This window comes from Wocania ichthyoenteri Th78 (assembly GCF_000789235.1).
Taxonomy (GTDB): Bacteria; Bacteroidota; Bacteroidia; order Flavobacteriales; family Flavobacteriaceae; genus Wocania_A; species Wocania_A ichthyoenteri.
The window spans coordinates 2377528-2402697 of the sequence record NZ_KN525716.1 but is presented as its reverse complement, the minus strand read 5'-3'; the positions used below and the strand labels follow the sequence as shown (position 1 = coordinate 2402697).

Below are 25170 nucleotides of genomic sequence, written 5' to 3'. Positions count from 1 at the left end.
AAGTTAATGCGGAGGTAAGTACCCCCCCCCTTGACTACCAGATGTACCTTCACGACTAGAAATCCTATCACTTTTAGTTCTTCGAGAAAATATATTAGCCCCTATATCTAATCGGTCGGATAGCTTTCCGTTTATATTAGAAGTTATAGAGTATCTATTGTAGTCGGAGTTTAAGATAATTCCTTTTTGGTTAAATGATGTACCAGAAAGGTAATAATTAATCTTTTCATTTCCACCAGAAACTGATAGGTTATAATTTTGAATTTCACCATTCTGTGAAATCTCTTCTTGCCAATCTGTGCCGAGACCTAATCCTGAAGTGTTAGGAAATGTAGGTGAACTTCCAGAAAGCGCGTCAAGTTCGTTCATGTACTCACCATACTGCTGAGCATTCATTAATTTATATCTTTTGATTTCATTTTGACTAGCATGAGAAATGTTGAGATTAATTCTCATCTTGCCAGACTTCCCTTTTTTCGTAGTTATTAAAACAACACCGTTTGCTCCTCTTGAGCCATAAATCGCAGTGGCAGAAGCATCTTTAAGAACTTCTACAGAGGATATATCATCCGCAGGAGGCATTGAAGCTTGCGGGAACCCGTCTACAACAAATAGAGGATTGTTTGATGCACTTATAGACGTGTTTCCTCTAATCCGTATCCTGTAGTCGGCACCAGGTTCTCCTCCATTTAGCGAACTAATTGAGACGCCCGATGCTCTTCCCTGTAAAGCTTGAACAGGATTAGCTGTAGGGAATTGATTTAAATCGTCTGTGGTTACCGAAGCAATGGATCCAGTTATATCGGACTTCTTAATTGAGCCGTAACCAATAACGACCGCTTCATCTAATAAAGTTGCTCCTGAGAATAACCGTATCTCGATATAATCTTGTTTGGCTGAAAATGTTTGGTCTTCATATCCTATAAAACTTACAACAATTAATGAGTTCCTGTTTTGAACCCTAATATTAAAGTTACCATCAAAATCAGTAACCGCTCCATTGTTTGTCCCAACTTCCAATATTGAGGCACCAATTAACGGAACTCCTGCTTCATCCAGCACTTTTCCTTTAACTTCAACATCCTGCTCAACTTCATTAATAGGATGTAAATTGGGACTCCCCATAATGCCTAGATGAGCTGATAGCATGAATAGAAAGGTAAGTAATAGCTTTTTCATAAAAAATAAGTATTTAGATTAATTATTAAATGCTAATGTAATATAAATTTTTAAATAAACAAGTAAAAGAAATTATTAATGCTTCATATTCTTTCTTTTTGTTAATTTAAGTTTTTACATAAGCTTTAATAAATATTATTAAATATAAAGAAAATAAATTATAGTTGTTGTTAAATATACCATATTAATTTACTGATTTAAAGCAATTTAAGATCCTACTTAAGATGTTATCTAATATTACTTCTTGGTTTTAACACCAAATGACTTTAACAAAAGTCATATCTTAAAAAATAGTAATGATCTTTTTTCTTTCGTTTCATCATGTTCTATTTGATATGAATAAATAATTTTTAAGCAAGAAGTAATTTTATTAAGATGAATTACGTGTTTCCAATTTTGATAATGGCAAATTGTTGGATATTTTTCAGGCCGAAATGAATCCTAAAGATAGTTTCAGAGCAAAAGCGAATATGAGCAGTATGAATATTCCATTGTTTCGGGAAATTATATCACCCAGGCTTCACCACAAATATATACAGATAAGCCTTCAGCTTAATCAAAGAATATATATAAAAAAACCGAGCTTCCTTTTTTAGTAGCGTGTCATGGATTGCTTGAATTTCATCAACAGGTTTCGATGCTTCCCAATCATAACCCAAAAATAATACTCTAAAAAAACTCCTCCCTCTTAAAACACCCAAGCCGAAAGGCTCTTTCATTGGATCAAACCATAGAGCATCAGTAAACAATATATATATCATATCATTTCTTTTAATTTCAATGTTTGAAATCTTAATTGCAGTACAGTTTTACCAATGCATATTAACTTTTTTGGAATTTCAAATATATTTATTTTTTAAAAAAAGAAGGTTTTATAAATAAATATTATCATTTTACTTTCTAAATTCTTAAAAATAACTTACATTTGATTTCTTAATACCTTATATAGGTTAATAATCATTTAAATTTAACGACCATTCGAACGTATGATTAAAAACGATATACCTTTACACTCTAGCAATACTATTAAAGAAATAGAAGGGCAACCACTTCTATGGCAAGAAACCTATTCTGTCATTGTCTCTGAGCATAAAAAGATAACTTCTTTTTTAAAAACAGCTTTCGTTTTCAAAGACTTGAGAATAATACTAATAGGCGCAGGCACTTCAGCATATATCGGGGAAGTTGTTCAGACCTTTTTTCAACGTAAGATTGGAAGAACAACCCAAGCAGTAGCATCGACAGATTTTGTTTCGCATTCAAAAGATTTTTTAATTAGTCCACAACAGCCTATCTTAATGATTTCGTTTGCACGTTCTGGAGATAGTCCTGAAAGTCTCGCCGCGATCGACTTGGCAAATAATTTTTGTGAGAACCTATTCCATTTAATTATCACTTGTAACCCTAAAGGGAAGCTTACAAAAAATGTGGGTTCAAGAAATTCCTATGTTCTTTTAATGCCAAAGAATGCCAATGACAAGGGATTAGCAATGACAGGATCATTTACTTCAATGCTATTGGCCGGGATACTGGTTTCAGATTTAGCTAATTTGAGGAAAAACAAAGAATATGTCGATTTGCTGTCTAAGTATGGAAAAATAATACTTCAAAAGTATAAACAAAGAATAATAGAAGTAGCTAACTTGAATTTTAGTCGTGTTGTTTTCCTTGGATCAGGACCATTAAAAGCAATTGCTAGAGAATCTCAATTAAAAGTTCAAGAATTATCGGATGGGCAAGTGATATGTAAATATGATTCCTTCTTAGGCTTAAGACATGGCCCTAAAGCAGTTATTAATGATTCTACCTTAATTGTTTATCTATTTTCCAATGATGACCTAGTAAATAAATACGAGTATGATTTGGTTCGATCCATTAATGAACAAAAGGAGAAATTATATGAAATAGGGATTGGAGAAATCATTAAATATAAGGGTGAAATCTCATTAAATCTTTCTATAGAAGTTGCCGAATCGAACAATATGCCCGAAGAATTTTTTGCTGTCTGTGCCATTATTCCTGGGCAATTGCTCGGGTTGTACAAATCTATAAATCTTGGATTATCTCCCGATTCTCCCTCAGTGAATAATTCCATTAACCGGGTGGTAAAGGGTGTTAATATATATAAACAATAATATCTATTTACATGATCTTATGTGTATGCCCTAACCCTTCAATAGATAAATTTATTCATATTGATGATTTCAGTATAGGAAAGGTTAACAGAACAAATAAAGAGTTCTCTTATCCTGTAGGTAAGGGTGTTCACGTTGCCATAGGTATAAGAGAATTGGGAGAGCAAGTTTGTCTATTAGCCTTTTGGGGCGGGCCAGTAGGTCAATGGGTCAAGCAAGAATGTGAATCAAAAGGGATTGTATGCTATGGTCCAGAAATATCAGACTGGTCCCGAACTTGTCTAACCATCCAATCAAAAAACAGATCCAATGAAACAGAGTTTTTAGGTATGGGTCCAATAATTGACGCATTGGAATATGCCGCATTTTTGGAAGATTATGATAAGCTATTAAAAAAGTCAAGTCTTGTTTCATTAAGTGGTTCATGGCCAAAAAATTCATTTGGGGCAAATTATTCCCAGCTTATAGAAAAAGCATCTCAATTACATCTAAAATCATTTATAGATTGTTCAGGCAATATCTTGATAGATGCTCTTATAAAGACTCCATATGCCGTACATATAAATCAACATTACGGCTATGATATTTTCAAATCCACTGATCCAGAAGCGATTGCCATTAGATTGGGCGAAAGTTGTAACTTATCAGCAATTACTTATGGAGAAAGTGGACCGTATCTTTATGACTTTAATGAAATGGTTCATGCCCTAAGTAAAGTGGAAAATGTCATTAGTGCAGTGGGCAGTGGAGACAGCTTGATGGCTGGATTAATTGTTGCACATAAAAGAAATTATAATTTGATTAAAACAGCAAAATTAGCAGCAGCTACTGGTGCTGCTAATTGCATAAGAAAAGAGCTTGGAATGTTTTATAAAAACGATGTGGAGCAATTGTTAAAAAATTGCGAAATGAATATAAAAATAATTAAATAAAAATATTAAAAATGGAAAAGAAGTTTGACGTTATAGTTGTTGGAGAGCTTAATGTTGATTTAATATTTAACCATATTAAAGGGTTTCCTGAAGTTGGGAAAGAAATTCTGGCTGATGATATGACTTTGACTTTGGGAAGTTCGTCAGCTATTTGCGCGAGCAACTTAAGCTCTTTAGGTTTAAAAGTAGCTTTCATAGGAAAACTTGGAAACGATATTTTTGGCCAATTTATAATTGACAAATTAAATGAAAAGGGAGTAGACACTTCATTAATTATAATTGAAGATACCCTCAAAACTGGTGCAACCGTGGCACTAAGCTATGATGAAGACAGAGCTATGGTCACTCATCAAGGAGCTATGTCACATTTAAGTATTAATGACATTCATGAAAGCCAATTAAAACAAGCTAATCATCTACATTTCTCTTCTTACTTTTTCCAACCTGGATTTAAAAATTCGTTGGATTCATTGTTTATAAAAGCTAAAAAGGCAGGCCTAACCACTTCTTTGGATGTTCAATGGGATCCGACCGAGAAATGGAATCTTGATTTAGAAAAAGTTCTTCCCTTAGTGGATGTTTTTATCCCGAATGAAGTTGAATTTCAAAAACTAACCAGGCAACCCAATCTTAATTTCGCTATTGATAGCATTCAAAATAAAAGCAGATATACAGTTATAAAGCGTGGAAAAAAAGGCTCTGTCCTCTTTTATGATGATAAGAAAATCTCAAAGGAATCTTTCCTAAATAATAATATTATAGATACTATAGGAGCAGGAGATAGTTTTAATGCAGGGTACATTTCGAAATTCATAAAAGGCAAACCTCCCGAGGAGTGCCAAGAATATGGGAATTTAATGGGGGCAATCTCTACTACAAAACCTGGAGGCACAGATGCTTTTAAAAATCTAGATCAGGTTATGAGAATTGCTAAAAATAAATTTAATTATATCGAATGAAAAAATGAAATTACAGGAAAAATTTATTGAACTTAGAAATAAACGTCAAGGAATTCTAGGAACCAATTTTTATAATTTTGAAACTTTAAAAGGTGTTTTGTTTGCAGCAAAAGCAACAGAACAACCTATTATTTTACAATTAACTAAAAGTTCCATTAATTACATGGGATTAAAAGCAGCATTCAATCTTGCAAAATCTATGCTTGACGATCATGGTGTTGAGGGGTGGATCCATCTAGATCATGGAGATTCTTATGAACTGGCAGCACAGTGTCTGGATGTAGGATTTGACTCGGTTATGATTGATGCAAGCGAACAACCTCTTAACGACAATATTGCTATCACAAGTAAAGTGGTGAAATTAGCTAAAAACTATGGCGCCAATGTGGAAGCGGAATTAGGATATATTGCTAAATTAGGACAAGATAAAGATGAAAATGGTTTTACTCAACCAGAAGATGCAAAACAATTTGTAGAATCAACAGGAATTGATGCCCTAGCAGTGGCAATTGGAACTGCACACGGGTTCTACGACAAAACTCCAAAATTAGATTTGAAAAGATTATCAGATATAGCTTCAGCCACAGATGTAACATTAGTATTACATGGCGGTTCTGGAATTCCTGGAGAAAGTTTAAGACAAGCTATAGATAGAGGTATCTGTAAAATAAATCTTGCTACAGAAATTAAGAATATATTTATGCAAACATTAAAAACTAAGCTTGCCACAAATGAAGAAATTGATTTAAGAAAAGTGTTTCCTACAGCAACAGATCAAGTCGTAAAATTAGTTATGGGTAAATTAGAAATTGTAAGAAACATAAAATAATAAAATTTTCTGATTTAGAAAAAACAGATTCCTATATATACTATCGTATAGTAGGAATGGTTTTATTAAAACGGGTAGAATATGATAATTCAAAAATTCTTACCAAGCATATAAATAAGACCTTAATTAACAACATTCAAACTGAAGGAAATGAAAACTTATCTATTAATTTTTTATCTATTGTTCGTTAATGATTCTTCATACTCAAACGTAACACATATGGATTCAATTAGTATAAATAAAACTAAAGATTTTGACATTACCGGTGACGGGTCATCCAATAATTGGAAAGCTGCAAATTGGGTTAAAATTGAACAACGTGTTCATTTGAATATGAACATGGAAACTAAAATAAAAGTACTTTACTCGAAAACAGGTATTTATTTTTTATTTTTTAACAAAGATCCCAAATTAAATGCCTCTATAAAAGAAAATGGCAAACATCTTTGGACTGAAGATGCCGTGGAGGTATTCCTTTGGCCTGACATCTCAAAGGAAGTTTATTTCGAATATGAATTATCTCCTTTGAATTATGAATTACCTCTTATGGTCATGAATTTCGATGGCAAACCTCACAGATGGCTAGCATGGTCTTATGAAGATGACCGAAAAACTCAACACAGAACTGCCGTACAAGGTGGAGATAAGAAAATTGGAGCTTCGATTGAGAGTTGGACAGCAGAATTCTTTATACCCTATTCATTGCTTCTTCCAATGCAACAAGTTGCTCCAGAATCGGGCACAAAATGGAAAGTTAACTTTAATCGTATGGACTATCTTGATAAAAAAGAGATTTATTGGTCGTGGCAGGATTTGCCAGATAGTTTTCATGAAATAAATAGATTTGGCACGATGATTTTTAATTAATCAATTCTTCATAATCAGTGGACGTAATTTCTTTAACTCGAAAATTAATACAGTTTAATACAATCAATCCTCCGGGTAAGGAAGAGGAAATTGCCAAATATGTTGGTGGAATACTTAAAGATCATGGCTTTTCAGTTGACTATCCCAAATATGCTATAGGACGTTTAAATGTAATCGCTACAAAAGGTGTTTCTAAAAATGATAAGCCAATTGTTTTAACTGGTCACTTAGATGTCGTTCCATTTGGAGCAACAAAATGGAAAACAAACCCATTGGAGGCGGTAATAAAAGACGGTAAATTATATGGTCGTGGATCAACTGATATGAAAGCTGGTGTGGCAGCGATGATCGTAGCTGCTATAGAAAGCTTTAAACATCAATCTCCAATGGGGGGGATAAAATTAATTTTTACTGCAAATGAAGAATTGGGTTGTCATGGTGCACAACACCTTTGTGATAATGGTTATGATATTGGAGAAGCAAGTGCCATAATTGTTGGAGAACCCACTTCCAATATTCCCTATATAGGTCATAAAGGGGGGCTGTATTTAACTGCTAAAACTACTGGAGTTACAGCACATTCATCTATGCCTGAATTGGGTGACAATGCTATCTATAAAGCCGCAAGAGCAATCACTAAAATAGAAGAATTAAAATTTGATGCAGAAAAAGACAGTTTACTTGGATACTCCACGATAAATATTGGAAAGGTTGATGGTGGATTAAATTTGAACTCTGTACCAGATAAAACAACCTTTACTATTGATGTGAGAACTACTAAAAAGCTCGATAATAAATTGGCTATTCAAATAGTAAAAGACACCCTTGGAGAGGAAGTAACAATTGCAAAAACAGTAGATTTAAATGCAATTTCAACTTCTGAAGACAATCCCTTTATACAAGTAGTATCTAAAGTTTGTTTATTTAACTATAATCAAGAAGGTATAAAGAAATCGGCTTCTTTTTTAACCGATGCATCTGTATTGACACCTTGGTTAAATAACGCTCCAACCGTTATTCTTGGCCCTGGAGAACCGAACATGGCACATAAAACCGATGAATATTGTTATGTTGCTAAAATTAAAGAATCTGTTAAAATATATAAAGAAATTATTGCAAAAAACAGTAAATTATAATTATGAAAAATTATCCAACATATTTTACTAACGAAGAACAATTAGAAGAAGCTCTTTCAAGACCTTCTGAAAGATTGGTGAAAATGATGAAAGAGTTAGATGGGAATTTCATTTTTCTTGGTGTAGCTGGTAAAATGGGAGTTTCTATGGCTCGTATGGCAAAACGTGCTTGCATTGAAGCTCAAGTACAAAAAAGAATTATTGGAGTTTCGAGGTTTAGTTCAACAGAACAACAATTATTTTTAGAAGAGAGTGGCGTAGAAACCATAAAGGGAGATCTTTTGGATCTCAACTTTATCAATAGTCTTCCAGAAGTAAAGAATGTTATTTATTTAGCAGGTATGAAGTTTGGTACAAAAGGGAACGAGTCATTCACTTGGGCTATGAATTCTTTTTTGCCAGGTTTGGTTGCGGAAAAGTTTAAGAACTCAAGTATTGTAGCTTTTTCCACGGGTTGTGTCTATCCACTAGTAAAAATTTCATCAAGTGGGTCTAAAGAAACAGATACTCCAGAACCGGTAGGCGAATACGCACAATCCTGTTTGGGCAGGGAGCGTTTATTTGAATACGGAAGTATTAAAAATGGAACTCCAACTATTCTTATCAGGTTAAATTATGCGGTTGAAATGCGATATGGGGTATTAGTTGACATTGCAACTAAGGTTCATAATCAAGAATCAATTGATTTGACCATGGGTTATGCAAATGTGATTTGGCAAGGCAACGCCAATGAAATGATTTTAAGAAGCATTCAACAGTGCACATCTCCAGCTAACCGCCTCAATATAAGTGGTTCCGAGTTAATTTCTATAGCTGATGTTGCGAAACAATTTGGCAAATTAATGGGTAAAGAAGTTAGATTAATTGGAAGTGAAGCTGAATCAGCTTTATTGGTCAATGTCTCTAAAAGTCATAAATTGCTTGATAAACCAGAGGTATCATTAAATCAAGTAATAAAGTGGACTGCTAATTGGCTAGAAAATAACAATCGTCTACTAGGCAAAGCGACTCATTTTGAGGTAAGAGACGGAAAATATTAAATTAAAAAATAGATAAAATGAGTAATGAATTATCCAGTGAGTTACAAAAACTTTTACATAATGGATTAGTTATTCCTGCAAACCCAACAGCTTTAACCAAAGCATTAAAATTAGACGAAAGAAGGCAAAGAGCCTTAACTAGATATTATCTTGATTCAGGATCTGGTGGTTTAGCCATTGGTGTACACACAAGTCAATTCGAAATTCGTGATGCAGGACTTTATAAACCAGTTTTGGAATTAGGGAGGGAAGAGCTAAATTCCTTTTGTGTTAAAAATAAAAAAATAATATTCAGAATTGCAGGTGTTTTAGGTAAAACCAAACAAGCTGTTAAGGAAGCCCAAACGGCCGCTGATTTGGGATATCATGCTGCATTATTGAGTTTATCAGCTTTAAAAAATAAGACAAACAAAGAATTAATAGAGCATTGTAAAGCTGTTGCTGGTGTTATTCCAATCATTGGATTTTATTTACAAACTTCTGTGGGTGGTGGTGTTTTGGATACTAATTTTTGGCGAGAATTTTCGAAGATTAAAAATGTAATTGCCATAAAAATGGCTCCTTTTGATAGGTATCGTACTATTGATGTTATTCGTGGAGTAGCCGAATCTGGCAGGGCAAATGAAATCGCTTTATATACAGGTAATGATGATAATATTGTAGCCGATTTATTAAGCGAGTACCATATTCCCGTCGGGAACGAAATCATTAAAAAGAAAATTGTAGGTGGCTTACTTGGACATTGGGCTGTATGGAATAAAAAAGCAGTTGATTTATTTAGTAGTATTAAAAGTGCTGCTCCATCTGACATATCAGACCTTTTAACATTAGGTATTAAAATCACAGATTCCAATGCCGCCTTTTTTGATTCCAGAAATAAGTTTAGAGGGTCTATAGCTGGCATTCATGAAGTTTTAATTCGACAAGGATTACTAGAATCGAACTATACAATTAACCCTAATGAAAAATTGAGTTCTGGTCAAAAGGAAGAAATTGATCGCATATATAAAATTTACCCCGAATTAAATGATGATCATTTTGTAGCAGAAAATCTAGACAGTTGGTTGAGTTGATTGAAAAAATATATAAGTAAAAATTATTAAATAAATAATGAAGATTAAAAATAAAAATCCTTGGCTTGTATTTGCATTAATAGCAACAATTTTTTGGGGTGTATGGGGAGCATTTACTGGTGTTCCTTCTAAAAACGGGTTTCCTGATACGCTTATATATTGTGTTTGGGCTCTAACAATGGTTGTTCCAGCGTTTTATGTTTTAAAACGTATTAATTGGAATTTACAAACTGATAAAAAATCAATTTTAAATGGTTTAATTATCGGTTTACTTGGAGCAGGTGGACAAATGATACTTTTTTATGCAGTTACTATTGGTCCTACTTATTTAATTTTCCCAATAATTTCTTTATCACCTATAATTACCATAGTTCTTTCATTTATATTTTTAAAGGAACGTACTGGTAAACTAGGAACCATTGGAATTTTATTAGCATTAATTGCGTTACCTCTTTTTGATTATTCCAGCGGATCCGAACAAGCTATTGGAGAAAGCGGCATTTTATGGTTTATACTAGCAATTCTTGTACTATCAGCATGGGGTATCCAAGCCTATTTCATGAAATTTGCAAACCAGACCATGAATGCAGAAAGTATATTTTTTTATATGATGGTTTCAGGGATTTTACTCATCCCTGTTGCACTTTACATGACAGATTTTACCCAAGATATTAATTGGGGAGCTGATGGCCCTTACTTAGCTGCAGGAATTCAAATGCTCAATGCTATTGGAGCATTATGTTTGGTATATGCCTTTAGATATGGAAAAGCAATGGTTGTTTCACCAATGACTAATGCTGGAGCCCCTTTAATTACATCTATAATTTCAATGCTGGTATTGAGTGTTATGCCCGGAAATTATAAAATTACAGGAATAGTTTTAGCTGTTATTGCAGCGCTCCTTTTGGCAATTGAACCAGAAGACAAGAAGACTAAAAAGGATCGTATTTAATGATTATTACATTACTTTAAGTTTTAAATACTTTTTTATCGTCCTTTTTCCATATTATTATTTAATAGTTTAATAATTTTTAATACATTACAACCATTATTTTTTTATACAAAAAAAACATCTTGTACTATTCATTGATGTAATAACAAATATATGCCTAAAAAAAAATCAACAGTTGAACGTAGATCAATAATTATCAAAGAGATTAACCTTAAAGGAAAAGTGGCTGTAAATCTTTTAAGTAAGATGTTTGACGTGAGTGAAGTTACTATTAGAAATGACTTAGCCCAACTAGAGAAAAAAAATATTTTAATTAGAGCAAGGGGAGGTGCGCTAAAAATTGATCCTGTAGGAATTGATTATCATATTTCTGAAAAGGATAAAATTAACATAAAAGCCAAGCGATTAATTGGTTCAAAAGCTACTCATTTTGTAAATGAAGGAGATACAATAATGATAGATTCAGGTACCACGGCAATGGAATTTGTCAGAAACCTAGACAATAAAATGCCTTTAACTGTTATTACTAATGCTTTAAATATAGCAAATCAATTTTTTGAAAATAATAATATAAATGTTATTATTCCAGGTGGATTTCTTAGAAATAAATCATTTTCACTAATTGGTCCTTCGGCAGAAAAAAGTGTAAGAAATTATTATTGTGACAAACTATTTTTAGGTGTTGATGGATTAGATATTAATTATGGGTTATCTACACCAAATATTGAAGAAGCTCATTTCAATATTGCAATGATTGAAATGTCTAATCAGGTAATAGTTCTTGCAGATTCAAGTAAGATAGGCAAAAGAAGTCTTGCATTTATATGTCCTATATCCAAAATAAATATGTTAATAACCGATATTGGGATAAGCAACGAACAACAAGCATCCTTTGAAGCTGCTGGAATTAAAGTGGTCATTGCATGAGAATATTAGGAAGCTATTAATCAAATACCTTTAAAAACCTAAAAATTGTACTACCAGTTGCTCCTGCTTTTTGGCTTATTTAGGCGTATTCACAAAAAGGCTTACCTCTTGTAAATACTGATATTTCTCGTATATTAAAGAAACATAAAACCCCAAAATTGACCGATATGGCACAAAAACGGGGTTTTCTTTTTCTCTTGCCTATGAAATTACGAAGAATTAGTGACTTGCAGCACGAATTTTCATTTTTATCTTCCAATGAAAATTTTGATGCCTATTATGCTCGGTTTTTAGAGAGCGACCTTGGTAAGATCTACATCTCTATACCTTGGTCAGACTTGTTAAGAGATTTGGGTATCAAGGAATCTTTCAAGGGAGCAAAGATGTCCTATAGCCCCAAGGATTGGCTTGCCTTGATGTTCTTAGAACATTATTGTTGCCAGAGCGATAAACGTTTGGTCGAACAGCTCAATAGCAATATTGACTATCAGTTTTTCTGTGACCTCCACGTAGGTTTAGACCGCATCACCAACTATAAAATCGTGAGCCAGATTAGGTGCGAACTGGGCAATAAGCTAAAAATAGATAAGCTCCAACAAACATTGGCTTACTACTGGAGCCCTTACCTGTGTTCCAAAAGTCAGATTACGGCAGATGCCACCTGTTACGAGACCGGTATGCGCTACCCCACGGACGCCAAACTATTATGGGAAGTCGTGAGCTGGATTTACAAAGAGATAAAAAGCATTTGTAAAACCCTAGGTTAAAAATGCCACGTAGCAAGTTTATCAAATGGGCAAAGCGCTATACCAATTACAGTAAAGATCGTTCCAAAAGAAGGAAGAAACGAAGAAGTGTGACCAGAGGGCTACTGGGATTGCTAAAGAAGTTTATAGCTATTGAAAAAGAACTACGACTCACTCATGAGGATCTGGTTTTTACCAAGCATTACCAAAGACGCATTAAGATCATCCAAACCCTTTACAAACAACAATATCATTGGTTCCATCAAGGCATTCTGCCCAAAAACTGAATTGTCAGCATAGCAAAGGACTACATCCGTCTGATTAAACGTGGCAAGGAAACCAAACCTGTTGAATGGGGAGCAAATGTCAACAAACTTCAAATTGACGGAATTAGCTTTATCGAGTATATAAGCTTTGATAATTTCAATGAAGGAACTCGTCTGAAAAGCACAGTTTACAAAGCACAGCAACTTACCAAAACAAAAGTTAAGGTAGTTGGAGCAGATGGTATTTATGCCACTAATACTAACAGGAAGTTTATCACCAACAACAATATCAAAACCGATTTTAAAAGAAAAGAGAAGCTGCCCATAGGTTATAAACATGAAAAGCTCCTTAAAAAACAGATAACCAAAGAAAGGGCTACAAAGCTAGAAGGAAGCTTTGGAAAAGAGAAACAATACTACCATCTCAAAAAAATCAAATCCAAGACCAAACAAAATGAGGTGCTCTGGACATTTTTTGGCATACATACGGCCAATGCTTTGGAAATTGGTAGGCGAATACAAAATAATCGAACCCAGATAGCCGCTTAAGTTTAGAGAATTATAAACTTCATGGGATAAGTGTGCCCAGTTCTTAATGAAAATTCATTTTTTGACTCAAAAACTTGAAAAAAGAAAAACCAAGACTTAAGAATGAATTAAATCTTGGTTGTGTTTTATCGATAAAATTTATAATGCCTTAAACTCTGAATACGCCTATTTATTGGCCAATGTTTATGCTCCAATCTTTCTTATAAAGCAATTAAATATTGCAATAATTTACCATACATTACATAAACTAAAACACATATTATAAGAAACCCCGCTATAGCTATAATATTTTGAAAAAGAGTATTCTTGTGCGCTCCCATAACGTCTTCACGATTAACTATTAGAAATAAACCAATGGCAATTAACGGTACTGCCAAAATTGATGAAGCTTGTGCCAAAATTAAAGAATAAACCGAGCTCCCAAAATTACTTGTCGCATAAGTTGCAATTGCCATTCCAATAAATAAAATTAATATTGTAAATAGCTTAGGCATCTTTTCATTCATAGATTTTCCCAGTCCCAAACTATCCGACAAAAGGCCTCCACCGATTACTGCATTTACAATAAGTGATGAGAAAGAAGCAGAAATAAAACCAAAGGCAAATATATATTTCGCATAATTACCTAAAAGCACTTCTAATTGTATAGCCATATCAGCTGCGGAGTTAACAGATATTCCTAATGGTTTTAAGGTTGCAGCAGCTGTTACAATAACTAATATAGACATCGCTGCCAACAAAAAGACTCCAAAGTTGGAATCTCTAATCCCTTTATCCATATCATTAACTTTCCATCCTTTACCCTGAACCAAATAAGATTGATATAAGGCACCATTAAGCACGAATGTGGTTCCAATAATCGCTGCCAGTTGATTAAAATTCATTAGAGAAGATGCTCTAGGAACAAAACCAGAAACTATAGCAGCATGGTCTGGTTTAATAAAGACAAGATTAACAATAAAAGTGATAATCATAAGTATAACTAAAAACATCATCAGTTTTTCCAAGGTCTTATATAAATTTTTAGTAAAAAAAATTAAAATTATTGCTAAGGGTGTAAATAATAATGGCCAAAGCCTAGCATTAACGCCTGTTATGGCTTCCATCCCCATACCTACCCCTAAATTATTGCCAAACTGAAAACTTAAAGCTGCAAAGAAAGAGCTTACTCCAATTACCATAGAAAGCCATTTTCCGTACTTTTCAGCAATTACTTCTAATATTGATTGCTTATTCAACACGCCGAAACGGGTACTCATATTAATGTATACAATCATAAAAATAGTTGCTATAAAAACTACCCATAAAACATCATATCCCTGAGTTGCCCCAATTTTTGTAGAAATTGTTATACTGCCAGGCCCTAAAACTACAGCAGCCATAATAAAAGCCGGGCCCATAGTCTTAAAAATATTTTTAACTTTCTGAATCATTTCATATAATTTTTCTATTGATTTCTTATTGATTCCCCTATTATTATAGAATGATTTGAAACAATGCTTTTGCATAAAAGCCAAAAGCCTTTAATAATAAAAAATGGGTTTTACGGAATATTTTCAAAAGATGTCTTCACTTTTCCTGCTTCTTATTTTTCTTGTTAATAAAAATGGCCCTCAAAAAATATTCTATGCAATATATAGTTATTATTTCAAATAAATATAAAAATCATATCACAAATAAGCTTCATTTAGTTCTTTTTTTTAAAAAAAACTTATTTTTAATTTGTTTTTAAATTTCATTTCATTACTTTTATTAAAGTTTACAATGTTTTTTGAGAGTTGAACAATGACTATCAAATTAATTTAAAAATTAAGTAGTTGTTTTCTTAAATGATAGCATGTGAATGGTTAAAATGGAATGAGTATTTAATTTATCCTTTTTACTCTAAAATAAAAAATTTCTTGAAAACGACTATCTCTGTGGCAAGCGGTCGAGGTATACCTAAACTCGGTACAAGTTTGTCCGGTTTCATTTTGTCCTCAACGCCAAAAATCGAAATTTTCTGTTTTACCTCACCGAGAACTGCAAAAAAACAGTTCCGACCTCTCCCAAGGAGAGGTGAATAGGAAACCTCGACGCAAGCATCAGGGGATTTTTAGATTTTAACCTAAAAATGACTAAACACCAATTGAAGTAGTATAGTTCGTTTTTGAATAAATATTAACCTAAGAAAAAAGATATGTTTTAATTATAATTTGAGTTAGTTTAGTTAGTTTTGAATAGGGGTTTAATTTTTTTTAAGCTCCTATTTATTTAAGTGATATACTAATTGCCTTAATCCCCCTACAATATTAATGTTTTTGTAAAAGTACCTGCCAAAAATTTAATCCAGCATCTTTTTAGGAGGATTGGTTTCCCAAAGGGGTTCCAATTCCCAGCTAATTCTATTAAAATAATTCCATACCTAATCCATGCTAATGAACAATACTCAACATTACTTCTTTATGTATAAAACCATCTTTTCAAAATATCTTCAACAAGATCATGACTACCATCTAAATCAAGATACTTATTGCCTTGGCACACAAATGTTGCCAACATACTACCACATTTCATCTGCTTTATTTAGAAAACAACCAAAAGGTTTCGGAATGGAAGCATATTTTATAGCGCTAATATTATTTATAAGGCTTTTATCGGTCAATTACATTTCACAAAATTGGTTATTGGTTTTGTAAAGAACCCACTCGTTTCAAACTTTAATGGGTTGTTCAATTAATTTTAAGTTCAGGTTTTTAGTTGCATTAATAAATTTTTGCGATTCAGAAATATTGTAACCTTGATTAGCATCTACCCTGATTATTAGATTGCCAAAGTTTTCATAGACCCATATTGTTCTCTAAATATCAATATCAATTTTTTGTCCAATCTTAATTTTTACAATTTTAAAACCAAGCTTGTCATATTCGTTTGCCTCTCTAATTGTATATTAAAAGTCAATGGTTACAGAAGAAGCTAAAGAATCAAAATATCATCTATTAACACCTACCATTGGAATCCCTATTAACTTACAAAATACATTATATAAAACAACATCCTAAATAACCCATGTTTCTGGTTTACTAAGAAAAGCCATATTAATATCATGAATTATTTCTTTAAAATATCTAATATATCTACTGACAAATGATTAACAATAATCCAATTGCAGTTTCAAAGAACATCTGAAGTAAACTCTCCTACAAAACTTGCATCTGGATTAACAGAACCAATTCCAAGACCATTGGCAATTGCTTGGCGAATAATGAACTACCCCGAGTCAGAGCCATCGAGGTATCAAGTGGAAAAAAGTTTATTTTTAATTGATGAAACCCTAAGGTTTTCAAACTTTCCACTTAACCCCGACGCAGAGCGTCGAGGAATTCTATAGATTAATTAATAATGAATCCGACAAAATCTCTCTGGTGTTACCACATCTATAACAAGATAATCTATAAGTTTAAATGTATTAATAACTTCCTCTACCGATGTAATTAAGGGAGTATTTCTATGCGCCATCAAGAAACTCGCATTCATCCAGACCGGCAGAATTAGTTTTTATTACAGCAAATCCTTCAAAACGCTCCGATCCTCCAATTAAATCATGAGCTGCTTTTGCATATTCTGATTAAAATAAGTCATCTGTAGCGATTATAATTTTAATAAAATGAGGTTACTCAACAATAAATTTACCGCTCATCATCGCGTAATGACCAGGGAAGCTACATAAAAACTGGTAAGTTCCTGCGGCAGGAGCCTCAAATTCAATGATAGTAACTTGACCTCCACCAATCAAATTGGTATGAGCAATAATATCTTGAGAATCTTTTGGAATATACTCATTATCTCTTTCATTAGCTGCTTTAATGGCAAACGCAACTATATCAGTTCCACTTTTCAATAACACAAAGTTATGTCCCATCACGTTAATATCTAATTTCCCAAGATGCCTTAAAGTTAATTTTACTTTTTGTCCAACTTCAACTTTTATCTCTTTTGTGTTGAACTGCATTAAATCATTAGACGTTAAAACAACATTCGCAACTGCATCTTCATCTTTACTGTTCTTAGATTTTACTTGTGAATTTGTACTCTCATAGGTAAAACCTTTTTTCATTTTCTCTTCTTTATTTCCACAATTAAATAATAAAATTGTCGAAAAAAGAGCTAATACTTGAATTCTAATAAATTTCATGTTTTACAATTTTACAGATTTAACCAAAATACGCCTATAGTAGTGAACTTGTTGTATTATTCTTATTTTTTAAACAGATTAAATATCAAAAATTTTCAACTTAAACTTTCTTTTTCCTTCTTTAATATTATTACCACAAATTATAATAGACATAACCTTTATGAAGCTTCCATAGCATAACATTTATAAAACACCCCATCAAGACAACAAAAACTATGACCATTGCTTTTCTAAATATTTTATTAAATCTATTTACTTTTTATTATTGTTAATCAAAAATTGTAATCGATTACAAAAATACTAATTAATATATTAATGAAACCATAATTAATAGCACAAATAATGTATTTTTATAAGAATTTAAATTAAAAGGGGTTGTATGAAAAAAAAAACCACCATTTATGATATAGCAAAAAAACTTAATCTAACCGCTGCTACTGTCTCAAGAGCATTAAACAACAATCTGAAAATAAGCGAGAATACACGTAAGCTGGTTCATGAAACTGCAATCAAAATGAATTATGAGCAAAACAGGCTTGCTTTGGCATTAAAAAGTGGTAAAAGTTTTAATGTTGGCGTAATTGTACCTCGTATTGATAATCATTTTTTTGCTTCTGTAATTAGAGGGATTGAAGACGTATTATATCCTCAAGGATATCATGTAATCATTTGTCAAACTCATGATCAGGAGGCTTTGGAAATTGGTAATATAAACTCACTGCTTAATTTACAGATTGATGGTATTTTAATGTCCATATCCAATGCCAAGTTAGAACATATTGATAGTTTTAATAATTTACTAAAAAAGAATGTGCCTTTAATATTTTTTGATAGAACAAAGGATATCAAAGGGGTGAGTTCAGTAACTATAGACGATTTCAAAGGGGCTTACGATACCACTAAACATTTAATTGATCAAGGCTGTAAGCGTATAGCGCACTTTTCTAATGATCGTTTATTAGAAATTTTCAAAAACAGGTATTTAGGGTACAAGCAAGCCATTATTGATAATGGGCTTGAATTTGACGAAAACTTGGTTATTGAAACTACAAGTAAGGTAGAAGAAGGAAGAAAAGCAGCTAGATTGTTTTTAGATATGGCAAACGGTCCTGACGCCATTTTTTCATCAAGTGATTTTGTCGCTTTAGGAGCTATTCAAGAAATAAAAGCACAAGGTTTAAGAGTCCCTGAAGATATTTGTGTTGCTGGTTTTGCAAATGAACCTTTCACAAAATTTATGGAACTATCCATAACCTCAGTTGATCAATTTCCCTTAGAAATGGGAAGAACGGCCGCTCAAATATTTTTGGAAGAAGTAAAAAACACAAAAGAGAAAAGGACGGAGAAGAAAGTGGTGTTAACCCCAAAATTAATTATAAGAAAATCTTCTTTAACATGAATGATACTAATAGATGACGAAAATACTCACAAAACAATTTCTTTCAAAAATATAACTATTAAAAAAAATCCTGATATTTATTGATGTTTGTATTCTGAAAAATATTTTAAAATTATATTTTTTTTATTATAAAGACACGCCTCTACGCCAAGGTATAAAATCATTTTGATTTAATAATTTTGCTTTCGTTTTAATATTCCCACTTGCAACATCAATTATAAAGTCAAATATTTCATCTGCCATTTCTTCTATTGTTTTCTCTCCACGAATAACAGCTCCAGTTTCAAAATCAATAATATCAGGCATTCTTTCTGCAAGTTCCGTATTGGATGATACTTTAATGACTGGTGCAATCGGGTTTCCTGTAGGTGTTCCTAAACCCGTTGTAAATAAAACCACGTTAGCTCCTGAACCAACTAGTCCGGTTGTACTCTCAACATCATTTCCTGGTGTGCATAATAAATTAAGACCTGGTTTATTGATATATTCACCATAGTCTAATACACTTACTACCGGTGATGTTCCTCCTTTTTTGGCTGCTCCTGCAGATTTCATAGCATCTGTAATTAGACCATCCTTGATGTTGCCTGGTGATGGATTCATATCAAATCCTGAACCAGCATCTACAACGGATTTCTCATAAGCTTTCATCAGGTCTAAAAATTTCTTTCCGTCATTATCTTCTACACATCTATTAACAAGTTCTTGTTCAACACCACATAATTCTGGAAATTCAGCTAAAACTGCTGTTCCTTTTAAGGCTACTATTAAATCTGAAACCGCCCCTAAAGTTGGGTTTGCTGAAATTCCTGAAAAACCATCTGAACCACCACACTCTAAACCTATTCTCAGTTTTGATAATGGCGCTGGTTTTCTTTCAATTTTATTTGCCTCTTTAATGGCCGCAAATGATTCTTTCACAATGGTAGATAGCATCTCATCTACGGTTCCCATTTGTTGCTGTTCATAAATTAAAACGGGCTTTTTTAGATTCTGATTTATTGTATTTAATGCGTCTTGAAATATACTTATTTGTAAGTTTTGGCAACCTAAACTTAAGACTGTAGCACCCGCCACATTTGGATTATTGACATAACCTGCTAATAATTTAGCTAAACTTTCAGAATCTTGACGGATACCTCCACATCCACCAGAGAGTGTGATAAATTTAACATCAATATTTTCAAAAACATCATCCTCTTGTTCTATTACTTCTGTTTCTTCAACACCGCTTACCAGTGAGCGAAGCAACATTTGATGCGGATTAGGCTTTTGTTTTATTAACTCTTTTTCGAATATCTCTTTTAGCGTTTCAACATTTCTATTTTCACAGAATACTAATGGAAAAAATAACCAAACATTTTCAGTTCCTACTTGCCCGTCTTCTCTATGGTAGCCCATAAAAGTTCTACCTTTCCACTTTTCTACATTTGGTGCTGTCCAGTTAAAAGATTCTGTTTTACCATATACTTTTTCACTTTGATGTTTTACATTTTTAATAGTTAATACATCTCCCTTTTCTATAACGCCATTTGCCGACCCTACAAGAACACCATACATAATAATTCTATCTTCAGATTCAAATCGTTTTAAAGCTATTTTATGCTTTGATTTTACGTCTGACAATACTTCTATATCTTCGCCTTCAAAAGACACCACATCACCAGCCTTTAAATTAATTAGAGCAACAGCTATATTATCGGTAGTATTTACTTTTAAAAGTTTCTTATGCATCCTAATTCCTTAATAGTTAACTCAAAAATTAATACGTTTTATTGTAATTTACATAACCTTCTTCTACGCCATTAGTTTCAATTTCTTTTAAAGCTAAAGCAACAGCTTTGGTTAAGCCTTCTACTTGTGTTAAATCTTCTCCCCAATATGTTTCTATACTTAAAATATTTTCTGCTACAGTATTTAAATTATTAGACTCCCATATTTTAGTCAAACTAGTAACGACAGCTTCGTTATCATTAACAGGCAAAACTTCACCTTTCCATGTGCCTTTATAAAATCTTATTAAACAAGCAAAAGCAAATGTTAAGTTGGTTGGTAATTTGCCATGTATCTTAACATACCCTAATAAACTAGGTAACACCCTTACTTTAAACTTTGAAATTGAATTTAAAGCAATACTTGATAGGTTATGAATAATGAAGGGATTTCTAAAACGGTCGAAAACATCATTAGCAAAATCTTTCAACTCCTCTTTATTCATATCAAGTGTATCAATAATTTCTTCAAAAACGACTTTCTGAATAAACTCTCCTGTAAAACTATTATCGACTGATTCTTTTACTGTTTCATTTCCATAAAGTAAAGAGAAAGTTACCATAGCTGTATGCGCTCCATTTAAAATACGTACTTTTCTGGTTCTGTAAGGTTGTATATCATCAACTATCTTAACATCTAAGTCCGTTTTCTGAAATGGTAATTTCTTTTTCAATGCTTCTCCTCCTTCAATGACCCATAATAGAAAAGTTTCAGCAGAAACAATTAATTTATCTGAATAATCTAACTGAGCATTATAGGACTCTATTTCATCTTTAGGATACCCTGGAACAATTCTATCGACCAAAGTATTATGAAAAGAGCAAGAATTTAACAACCATACTTTAAATAATTCATCAAGTCTCCAGTCATTACAATGTTTTAATATAATATCTTTTAACGTATCAGAATTATAATTAATAAGTTCACATGGAATAATTGTTAATCCTTTTCTAAAATCTCTATTAAAATATTCAAACCTTTCATATAAAAGGCGCGTTAATTTTGCAGGGAAAGAACTTGGAGGCTGCATTTCAAACTTGTCTGTAGAAACATAAGTTATTCCAGCTTCAGTAGTATTTGAAATAATAAATTCTAACGATTCTTCTTTGGCAAGGCTCAAATAATCTTCAAAATCTGTATATGGATTTATGCCTTTTACAATAGTATCAATCAGTTTTTGCTCTTCAATTAGTTCTCCATTTTTAACACCCTTCATAAATAAAGTGTACAAACCATCTTGGTCATTAAGCATATTTATTAAGCCTTTGTCAATGGGTTGTACTACGGCAATACCTGCATTAAAATCTGCACTTTTATTTAGTTCGTAAATTGCATAGTCCACAAAGGCTCTTAAAAAATTACCTTCACCAAATTGTACTATTTTGATAGGATATCTTTTTTCTAATCCAAGATTTTTCCTTTTTAATTTCATTTGTGTATTCATTAAGTTTCTTTATTATTTTATAAACCAAATAACCTTGGTAAGAACATTGATATTTCTGGTATAAAACTTATCAGCATTAAGACAGCTACCATGATTGCTAAAAACGGAAGCAAGGGCCTTATAACCTGTGTGACCGAAACTTTTGCCACGCCACTACCAACAAAGAGCAGAGTTCCAACAGGTGGCGTACAAATACCTATACATAGATTTAATACGATAACAATTCCAAAATGTACGGGGTCCATTCCTAAAGTAGTAACCACCGGAAGAAAGATTGGTGTAAATATTAATACCGCAGGGGTCATATCCATAAAAGTTCCAACAACCAATAAAATAATATTGATGGCTAAAAAGATGGCAACCTTATTATTTAAAGATTCTAATAAAAAAGTGCTTATCATTTCAGGAATACCTTCAAACGAAAATAACCAAGACATGGCCATAGAGGTACAAATTAAAAACATAACAACAGCCGTTGTTTTCCCACTAGACAGAAGTACTTGAGGAAAGTCTTTCATTTTCATATCACCATATATCAACGACAATACTGCGGCATATAATACCGCAATTACTGAAGCTTCAGTTGCTGTAAAAATGCCAGCTACAATGCCCCCAACAACAATAACTAACAACGATAAACTAAAAAAGGCTTTTCTAAAATACACCCAAACTTCAAATAAAGTAGCACGTTTATCTTTTGGATAACCTTTGCTAATTGCTATAAAAGCGACATATCCCATAATGGCAAAACCTAATAAAATACCAGGTAAATATCCTGCGATAAATAACGCAGCCACTGATGCCGTACCGCCACTTGCTAAAGCATATACAATGAGAATATTACTTGGTGGAATAAGTAAGCCTGTTGTAGATGCTGTTATATTTACTGAAGCACTTAAGGTTCTAGGATAACCTTCATCTTCCATTCTGTCGGTCATAATCGACCCAATTGCAGATGCTGCAGCAACAGCGGACCCAGAAATGGCGCCAAATAACATGGATGCTAATACGTTAACATAGGCCAAACCTCCTGGTAAACTTGCAACCAAAGATTTGGCGAAATTAATGAGTCGATTTGCTATACCGCCTTGTTTCATTATCTCTCCTGCCAGAATAAAAAATGGAATTGCTAATAAAGCAAAACTATCTATACCCGTTGTCATTCGTTGGGCAATAGTTGTTATACCAGGCATTTTCTCTATGTTCAATAATAAACTTAACGTTGTGGCTATACCAATACTGTAAGCTACAGGAACCTTCAACAATAAAAGGCTAAAGAAACTCACAAACAAAACGATAATACTTAAAACTTCTATACTCATAATTAATTATTGGTTTTGTAAATATTTGAAATGTGATATACTGAAAAGCACATAATTAGCAAACCACTAAAGGGCATAACAGCATATACATAACCCAAAGGAATGCGTAATGTTCCAGAAAGTTGTTCTAAATGTAAGGTTGTGTAAACTAAGTTTAAACCTCCAATAACCATTACAATCAAAGCAAAAAGAAATACAAAAATTTCGATAAGGACAGATGCTTTTCTCTTGTTAGCCCCCGATAACTTATCGTACAAAAAATCCATAGAGAGATGCTCTTTTTTGGCATTAAGGTATGCCGCACCGATAACTGTCATCCAGATTAATGAAAATCTAGCAAACTCCTCGGTCCAAGTAAAAGATGTTCCTAATATATATCTTGAAAACACTTGAAATAAAACATCCAATACTAATAGCGCAAAAATGGAAATCATAAACCATTCAAGAATTTTATTTACTTTATTAAAAATAGAACCTGATTTGCTCATAATTATTGGTTTTTAATTTGAGTTACAATCGTAGCCATTTCTGGAAATTCCTTAATAAATTCTTCTACCACTGACTTTGATTTTTCGGCAAATAAGGATTTTTCTGGAATGATAACTTCTACTCCTGCTTTTTTAGCAATGTTCATCGATTCCTCGACAGATTCATTCCAGAATACTTTTTGAGCTTGAGATGATTCATCTGCAGCTTCTTGTACCCATACCCTTTCTTCTTCAGAAAGTTTTTTCCAAAACTTAGTTCCTATAACGAGAACATCTGGCACAGATGAATGCTGATCTAAAGTATAATATTTACTAATTTCATAATGATTTGATGACACAAACGATGGTGGATTGTTTTCTGCGCCATCTACAACACCTTGCTGAATGGCCGTATATAACTCACCATAAGATATTGGTGTTGCAGAGCCCCCCATAGAGTTAACCATATTTATAGCCATTTGATTATTCATTACTCTGATTTTAAGCCCTTCTAAATCTTCTGGTGTTCTAATTGCTTTTTCACTTGTGTAAAAACTTCTGCTTCCGGCATCATAATAACACAGACCACGCAACCAAAATTTGCTTCCTTTTTCTAATATTGATTTCCCTATATCTCCTTCTAAAACATCAAATTGATGTTGTTTACTTCTAAATAAATAAGGGATTCCTAAAATATGATACTCTGGCACAAAATTAGACAAGGTAGCTGCGCTTACTTTTGTAGCTGCCACACTTCCTATTTGCAACAATTCTAAAACTTCTCTTTCCGAACCTAATTGCGCATCTGGGAAAATTCTAATTTCAAGTGTTCCTCCAGATTTTTTTGTTAATGCTTTTTGAAATTCTAATATCCCCTTATGAACTGGATGGGTTTGTGGCAAAGTATGCCCTAAGTATAGTACTTTCTTCTCTTCTTGCTTATTACAAGACGAAAAGCTAATAACAAGTATTGCTATAAGTTGTATTTTATATTTCATCTA

At 32.8% G+C, this 25170-nt stretch carries 22 protein-coding genes; 14 read left to right on the top strand and 8 right to left on the bottom strand.

Features of this window, described 5'->3' with window-relative positions:
• Positions 1–3: 3 nt before the first annotated feature.
• Positions 4–1179 (bottom strand): SusC/RagA family TonB-linked outer membrane protein, encoded by a 1176-nt coding sequence (locus tag RG22_RS18205; protein WP_081997706.1) that lies wholly within the window; start codon positions 1177–1179, stop codon positions 4–6.
• 986 nt (positions 1180–2165) lie between these two features.
• On the opposite strand from RG22_RS18205, the gene RG22_RS10430 reads away from it, so the two are divergent.
• From RG22_RS10430 to RG22_RS18010, 11 genes are all read left to right on the top strand, one after another.
• Positions 2166–3314 (top strand): SIS domain-containing protein, encoded by a 1149-nt coding sequence (locus RG22_RS10430; protein WP_034042985.1) that lies wholly within the window; start codon positions 2166–2168, stop codon positions 3312–3314.
• Between the two features lie 11 nt (positions 3315–3325).
• Positions 3326–4246, top strand: coding sequence for a 1-phosphofructokinase family hexose kinase (locus tag RG22_RS10425; protein ID WP_034042984.1), 921 nt, complete (start codon positions 3326–3328; stop codon positions 4244–4246).
• Between the two features lie 11 nt (positions 4247–4257).
• The gene (locus tag RG22_RS10420) at positions 4258–5205 is read left to right on the top strand and encodes a carbohydrate kinase family protein (protein WP_034042983.1); all 948 of its coding nucleotides are present in this window, start codon (positions 4258–4260) and stop codon (positions 5203–5205) included.
• A 4-nt stretch (positions 5206–5209) separates the two neighbouring features.
• Positions 5210–6034, top strand: a complete 825-nt coding sequence (locus RG22_RS10415) for a class II fructose-bisphosphate aldolase (RefSeq protein WP_034045981.1) — start codon at positions 5210–5212, stop codon at positions 6032–6034.
• Positions 6035–6253: 219 nt separating this feature from the next.
• Positions 6254–6901, top strand: coding sequence for a carbohydrate-binding family 9-like protein (locus RG22_RS10410; protein WP_052143703.1), 648 nt, complete (start codon positions 6254–6256; stop codon positions 6899–6901).
• A 17-nt stretch (positions 6902–6918) separates the two neighbouring features.
• A complete protein-coding gene (locus RG22_RS10405; protein ID WP_034042981.1) occupies positions 6919–8037 on the top strand; it encodes a M20 family metallopeptidase in 1119 nt (372 codons plus the stop codon).
• A 2-nt stretch (positions 8038–8039) separates the two neighbouring features.
• Positions 8040–9077, top strand: a complete 1038-nt coding sequence (locus tag RG22_RS10400; protein ID WP_034042980.1) for an NAD-dependent epimerase/dehydratase family protein — start codon at positions 8040–8042, stop codon at positions 9075–9077.
• A gap of 17 nt (positions 9078–9094) precedes the next feature.
• Positions 9095–10150, top strand: a complete 1056-nt coding sequence (locus RG22_RS10395; protein ID WP_034042979.1) for a dihydrodipicolinate synthase family protein — start codon at positions 9095–9097, stop codon at positions 10148–10150.
• A 37-nt stretch (positions 10151–10187) separates the two neighbouring features.
• Positions 10188–11102, top strand: coding sequence for an EamA family transporter (locus RG22_RS10390; RefSeq protein ID WP_034042978.1), 915 nt, complete (start codon positions 10188–10190; stop codon positions 11100–11102).
• 153 nt (positions 11103–11255) lie between these two features.
• Positions 11256–12029, top strand: a complete 774-nt coding sequence (gene agaR / locus RG22_RS10385) for a transcriptional repressor AgaR (RefSeq protein WP_034042977.1) — start codon at positions 11256–11258, stop codon at positions 12027–12029.
• A 167-nt stretch (positions 12030–12196) separates the two neighbouring features.
• A complete protein-coding gene (locus tag RG22_RS18010; protein WP_204244185.1) occupies positions 12197–12796 on the top strand; it encodes a transposase in 600 nt (199 codons plus the stop codon).
• 994 nt (positions 12797–13790) lie between these two features.
• Here the strand turns inward: RG22_RS18010 and RG22_RS10375 are convergent.
• Entirely contained in the window at positions 13791–15023 is a 1233-nt protein-coding gene (locus RG22_RS10375) for an Nramp family divalent metal transporter (protein ID WP_034045979.1), read from the bottom strand.
• A 984-nt stretch (positions 15024–16007) separates the two neighbouring features.
• Between RG22_RS10375 and RG22_RS17880 the strand changes: the two genes are divergently transcribed.
• Both RG22_RS17880 and RG22_RS10370 read left to right on the top strand, forming a co-directional pair.
• Positions 16008–16268: a hypothetical protein gene (locus tag RG22_RS17880; protein WP_156113374.1), complete on the top strand. Its 261-nt coding sequence runs from the start codon at positions 16008–16010 to the stop codon at positions 16266–16268.
• A 467-nt stretch (positions 16269–16735) separates the two neighbouring features.
• Complete coding sequence (locus RG22_RS10370; protein ID WP_034042975.1) at positions 16736–16960, top strand: hypothetical protein; 225 nt, start codon at positions 16736–16738, stop codon at positions 16958–16960.
• 282 nt (positions 16961–17242) lie between these two features.
• Here RG22_RS10370 and azu read toward each other — a convergent pair whose 3' ends face one another.
• Entirely contained in the window at positions 17243–17764 is a 522-nt protein-coding gene (azu, locus tag RG22_RS10365; RefSeq protein WP_034042974.1) for an azurin, read from the bottom strand.
• 379 nt (positions 17765–18143) lie between these two features.
• On the opposite strand from azu, the gene RG22_RS10360 reads away from it, so the two are divergent.
• On the top strand, positions 18144–19163 hold the full coding sequence (locus RG22_RS10360; protein ID WP_034042973.1) for a LacI family DNA-binding transcriptional regulator: 1020 nt from the start codon (positions 18144–18146) through the stop codon (positions 19161–19163).
• A gap of 126 nt (positions 19164–19289) precedes the next feature.
• On the opposite strand, the gene RG22_RS10355 is transcribed toward RG22_RS10360, so the two are convergent.
• From RG22_RS10355 to RG22_RS10335, 5 genes are read right to left on the bottom strand one after another with little or no spacing between them, the layout of a single operon-like run.
• Entirely contained in the window at positions 19290–20897 is a 1608-nt protein-coding gene (locus RG22_RS10355) for a UxaA family hydrolase (RefSeq protein WP_034042972.1), read from the bottom strand.
• A gap of 28 nt (positions 20898–20925) precedes the next feature.
• Positions 20926–22380, bottom strand: a complete 1455-nt coding sequence (locus tag RG22_RS10350; RefSeq protein WP_244462141.1) for a tagaturonate reductase — start codon at positions 22378–22380, stop codon at positions 20926–20928.
• A gap of 17 nt (positions 22381–22397) precedes the next feature.
• Positions 22398–23702 (bottom strand): TRAP transporter large permease, encoded by a 1305-nt coding sequence (locus RG22_RS10345; RefSeq protein ID WP_204244184.1) that lies wholly within the window; start codon positions 23700–23702, stop codon positions 22398–22400.
• Between the two features lie 2 nt (positions 23703–23704).
• A complete protein-coding gene (locus tag RG22_RS10340; protein WP_034042971.1) occupies positions 23705–24190 on the bottom strand; it encodes a TRAP transporter small permease in 486 nt (161 codons plus the stop codon).
• Between the two features lie 2 nt (positions 24191–24192).
• On the bottom strand, positions 24193–25167 hold the full coding sequence (locus RG22_RS10335; RefSeq protein ID WP_034042970.1) for a TRAP transporter substrate-binding protein: 975 nt from the start codon (positions 25165–25167) through the stop codon (positions 24193–24195).
• Between the last annotated feature and the right edge of the window lie 3 nt (positions 25168–25170).

What these genes read in the sequence shown, in the direction of transcription:
- RG22_RS18205 (WP_081997706.1), bottom strand. Translation starts at nt 1,179, where the DNA reads ATGAAAAAGCTATTACTTACCTTTCTATTCATGCTATCAGCTCATCTA.
- RG22_RS10430 (WP_034042985.1), top strand. Translation starts at nt 2,166, where the DNA reads ATGATTAAAAACGATATACCTTTACACTCTAGCAATACTATTAAAGAA.
- RG22_RS10425 (WP_034042984.1), top strand. Translation starts at nt 3,326, where the DNA reads ATGATCTTATGTGTATGCCCTAACCCTTCAATAGATAAATTTATTCAT.
- RG22_RS10420 (WP_034042983.1), top strand. Translation starts at nt 4,258, where the DNA reads ATGGAAAAGAAGTTTGACGTTATAGTTGTTGGAGAGCTTAATGTTGAT.
- RG22_RS10415 (WP_034045981.1), top strand. Translation starts at nt 5,210, where the DNA reads ATGAAATTACAGGAAAAATTTATTGAACTTAGAAATAAACGTCAAGGA.
- RG22_RS10410 (WP_052143703.1), top strand. Translation starts at nt 6,254, where the DNA reads ATGGATTCAATTAGTATAAATAAAACTAAAGATTTTGACATTACCGGT.
- RG22_RS10400 (WP_034042980.1), top strand. Translation starts at nt 8,040, where the DNA reads ATGAAAAATTATCCAACATATTTTACTAACGAAGAACAATTAGAAGAA.
- RG22_RS10395 (WP_034042979.1), top strand. Translation starts at nt 9,095, where the DNA reads ATGAGTAATGAATTATCCAGTGAGTTACAAAAACTTTTACATAATGGA.
- RG22_RS10390 (WP_034042978.1), top strand. Translation starts at nt 10,188, where the DNA reads ATGAAGATTAAAAATAAAAATCCTTGGCTTGTATTTGCATTAATAGCA.
- agaR (WP_034042977.1), top strand. Translation starts at nt 11,256, where the DNA reads ATGCCTAAAAAAAAATCAACAGTTGAACGTAGATCAATAATTATCAAA.
- RG22_RS18010 (WP_204244185.1), top strand. Translation starts at nt 12,197, where the DNA reads ATGGCACAAAAACGGGGTTTTCTTTTTCTCTTGCCTATGAAATTACGA.
- RG22_RS10375 (WP_034045979.1), bottom strand. Translation starts at nt 15,023, where the DNA reads ATGATTCAGAAAGTTAAAAATATTTTTAAGACTATGGGCCCGGCTTTT.
- RG22_RS17880 (WP_156113374.1), top strand. Translation starts at nt 16,008, where the DNA reads ATGAACAATACTCAACATTACTTCTTTATGTATAAAACCATCTTTTCA.
- azu (WP_034042974.1), bottom strand. Translation starts at nt 17,764, where the DNA reads ATGAAATTTATTAGAATTCAAGTATTAGCTCTTTTTTCGACAATTTTA.
- RG22_RS10360 (WP_034042973.1), top strand. Translation starts at nt 18,144, where the DNA reads ATGAAAAAAAAAACCACCATTTATGATATAGCAAAAAAACTTAATCTA.
- RG22_RS10355 (WP_034042972.1), bottom strand. Translation starts at nt 20,897, where the DNA reads ATGCATAAGAAACTTTTAAAAGTAAATACTACCGATAATATAGCTGTT.
- RG22_RS10350 (WP_244462141.1), bottom strand. Translation starts at nt 22,380, where the DNA reads ATGAATACACAAATGAAATTAAAAAGGAAAAATCTTGGATTAGAAAAA.
- RG22_RS10345 (WP_204244184.1), bottom strand. Translation starts at nt 23,702, where the DNA reads ATGAGTATAGAAGTTTTAAGTATTATCGTTTTGTTTGTGAGTTTCTTT.
- RG22_RS10340 (WP_034042971.1), bottom strand. Translation starts at nt 24,190, where the DNA reads ATGAGCAAATCAGGTTCTATTTTTAATAAAGTAAATAAAATTCTTGAA.
- RG22_RS10335 (WP_034042970.1), bottom strand. Translation starts at nt 25,167, where the DNA reads ATGAAATATAAAATACAACTTATAGCAATACTTGTTATTAGCTTTTCG.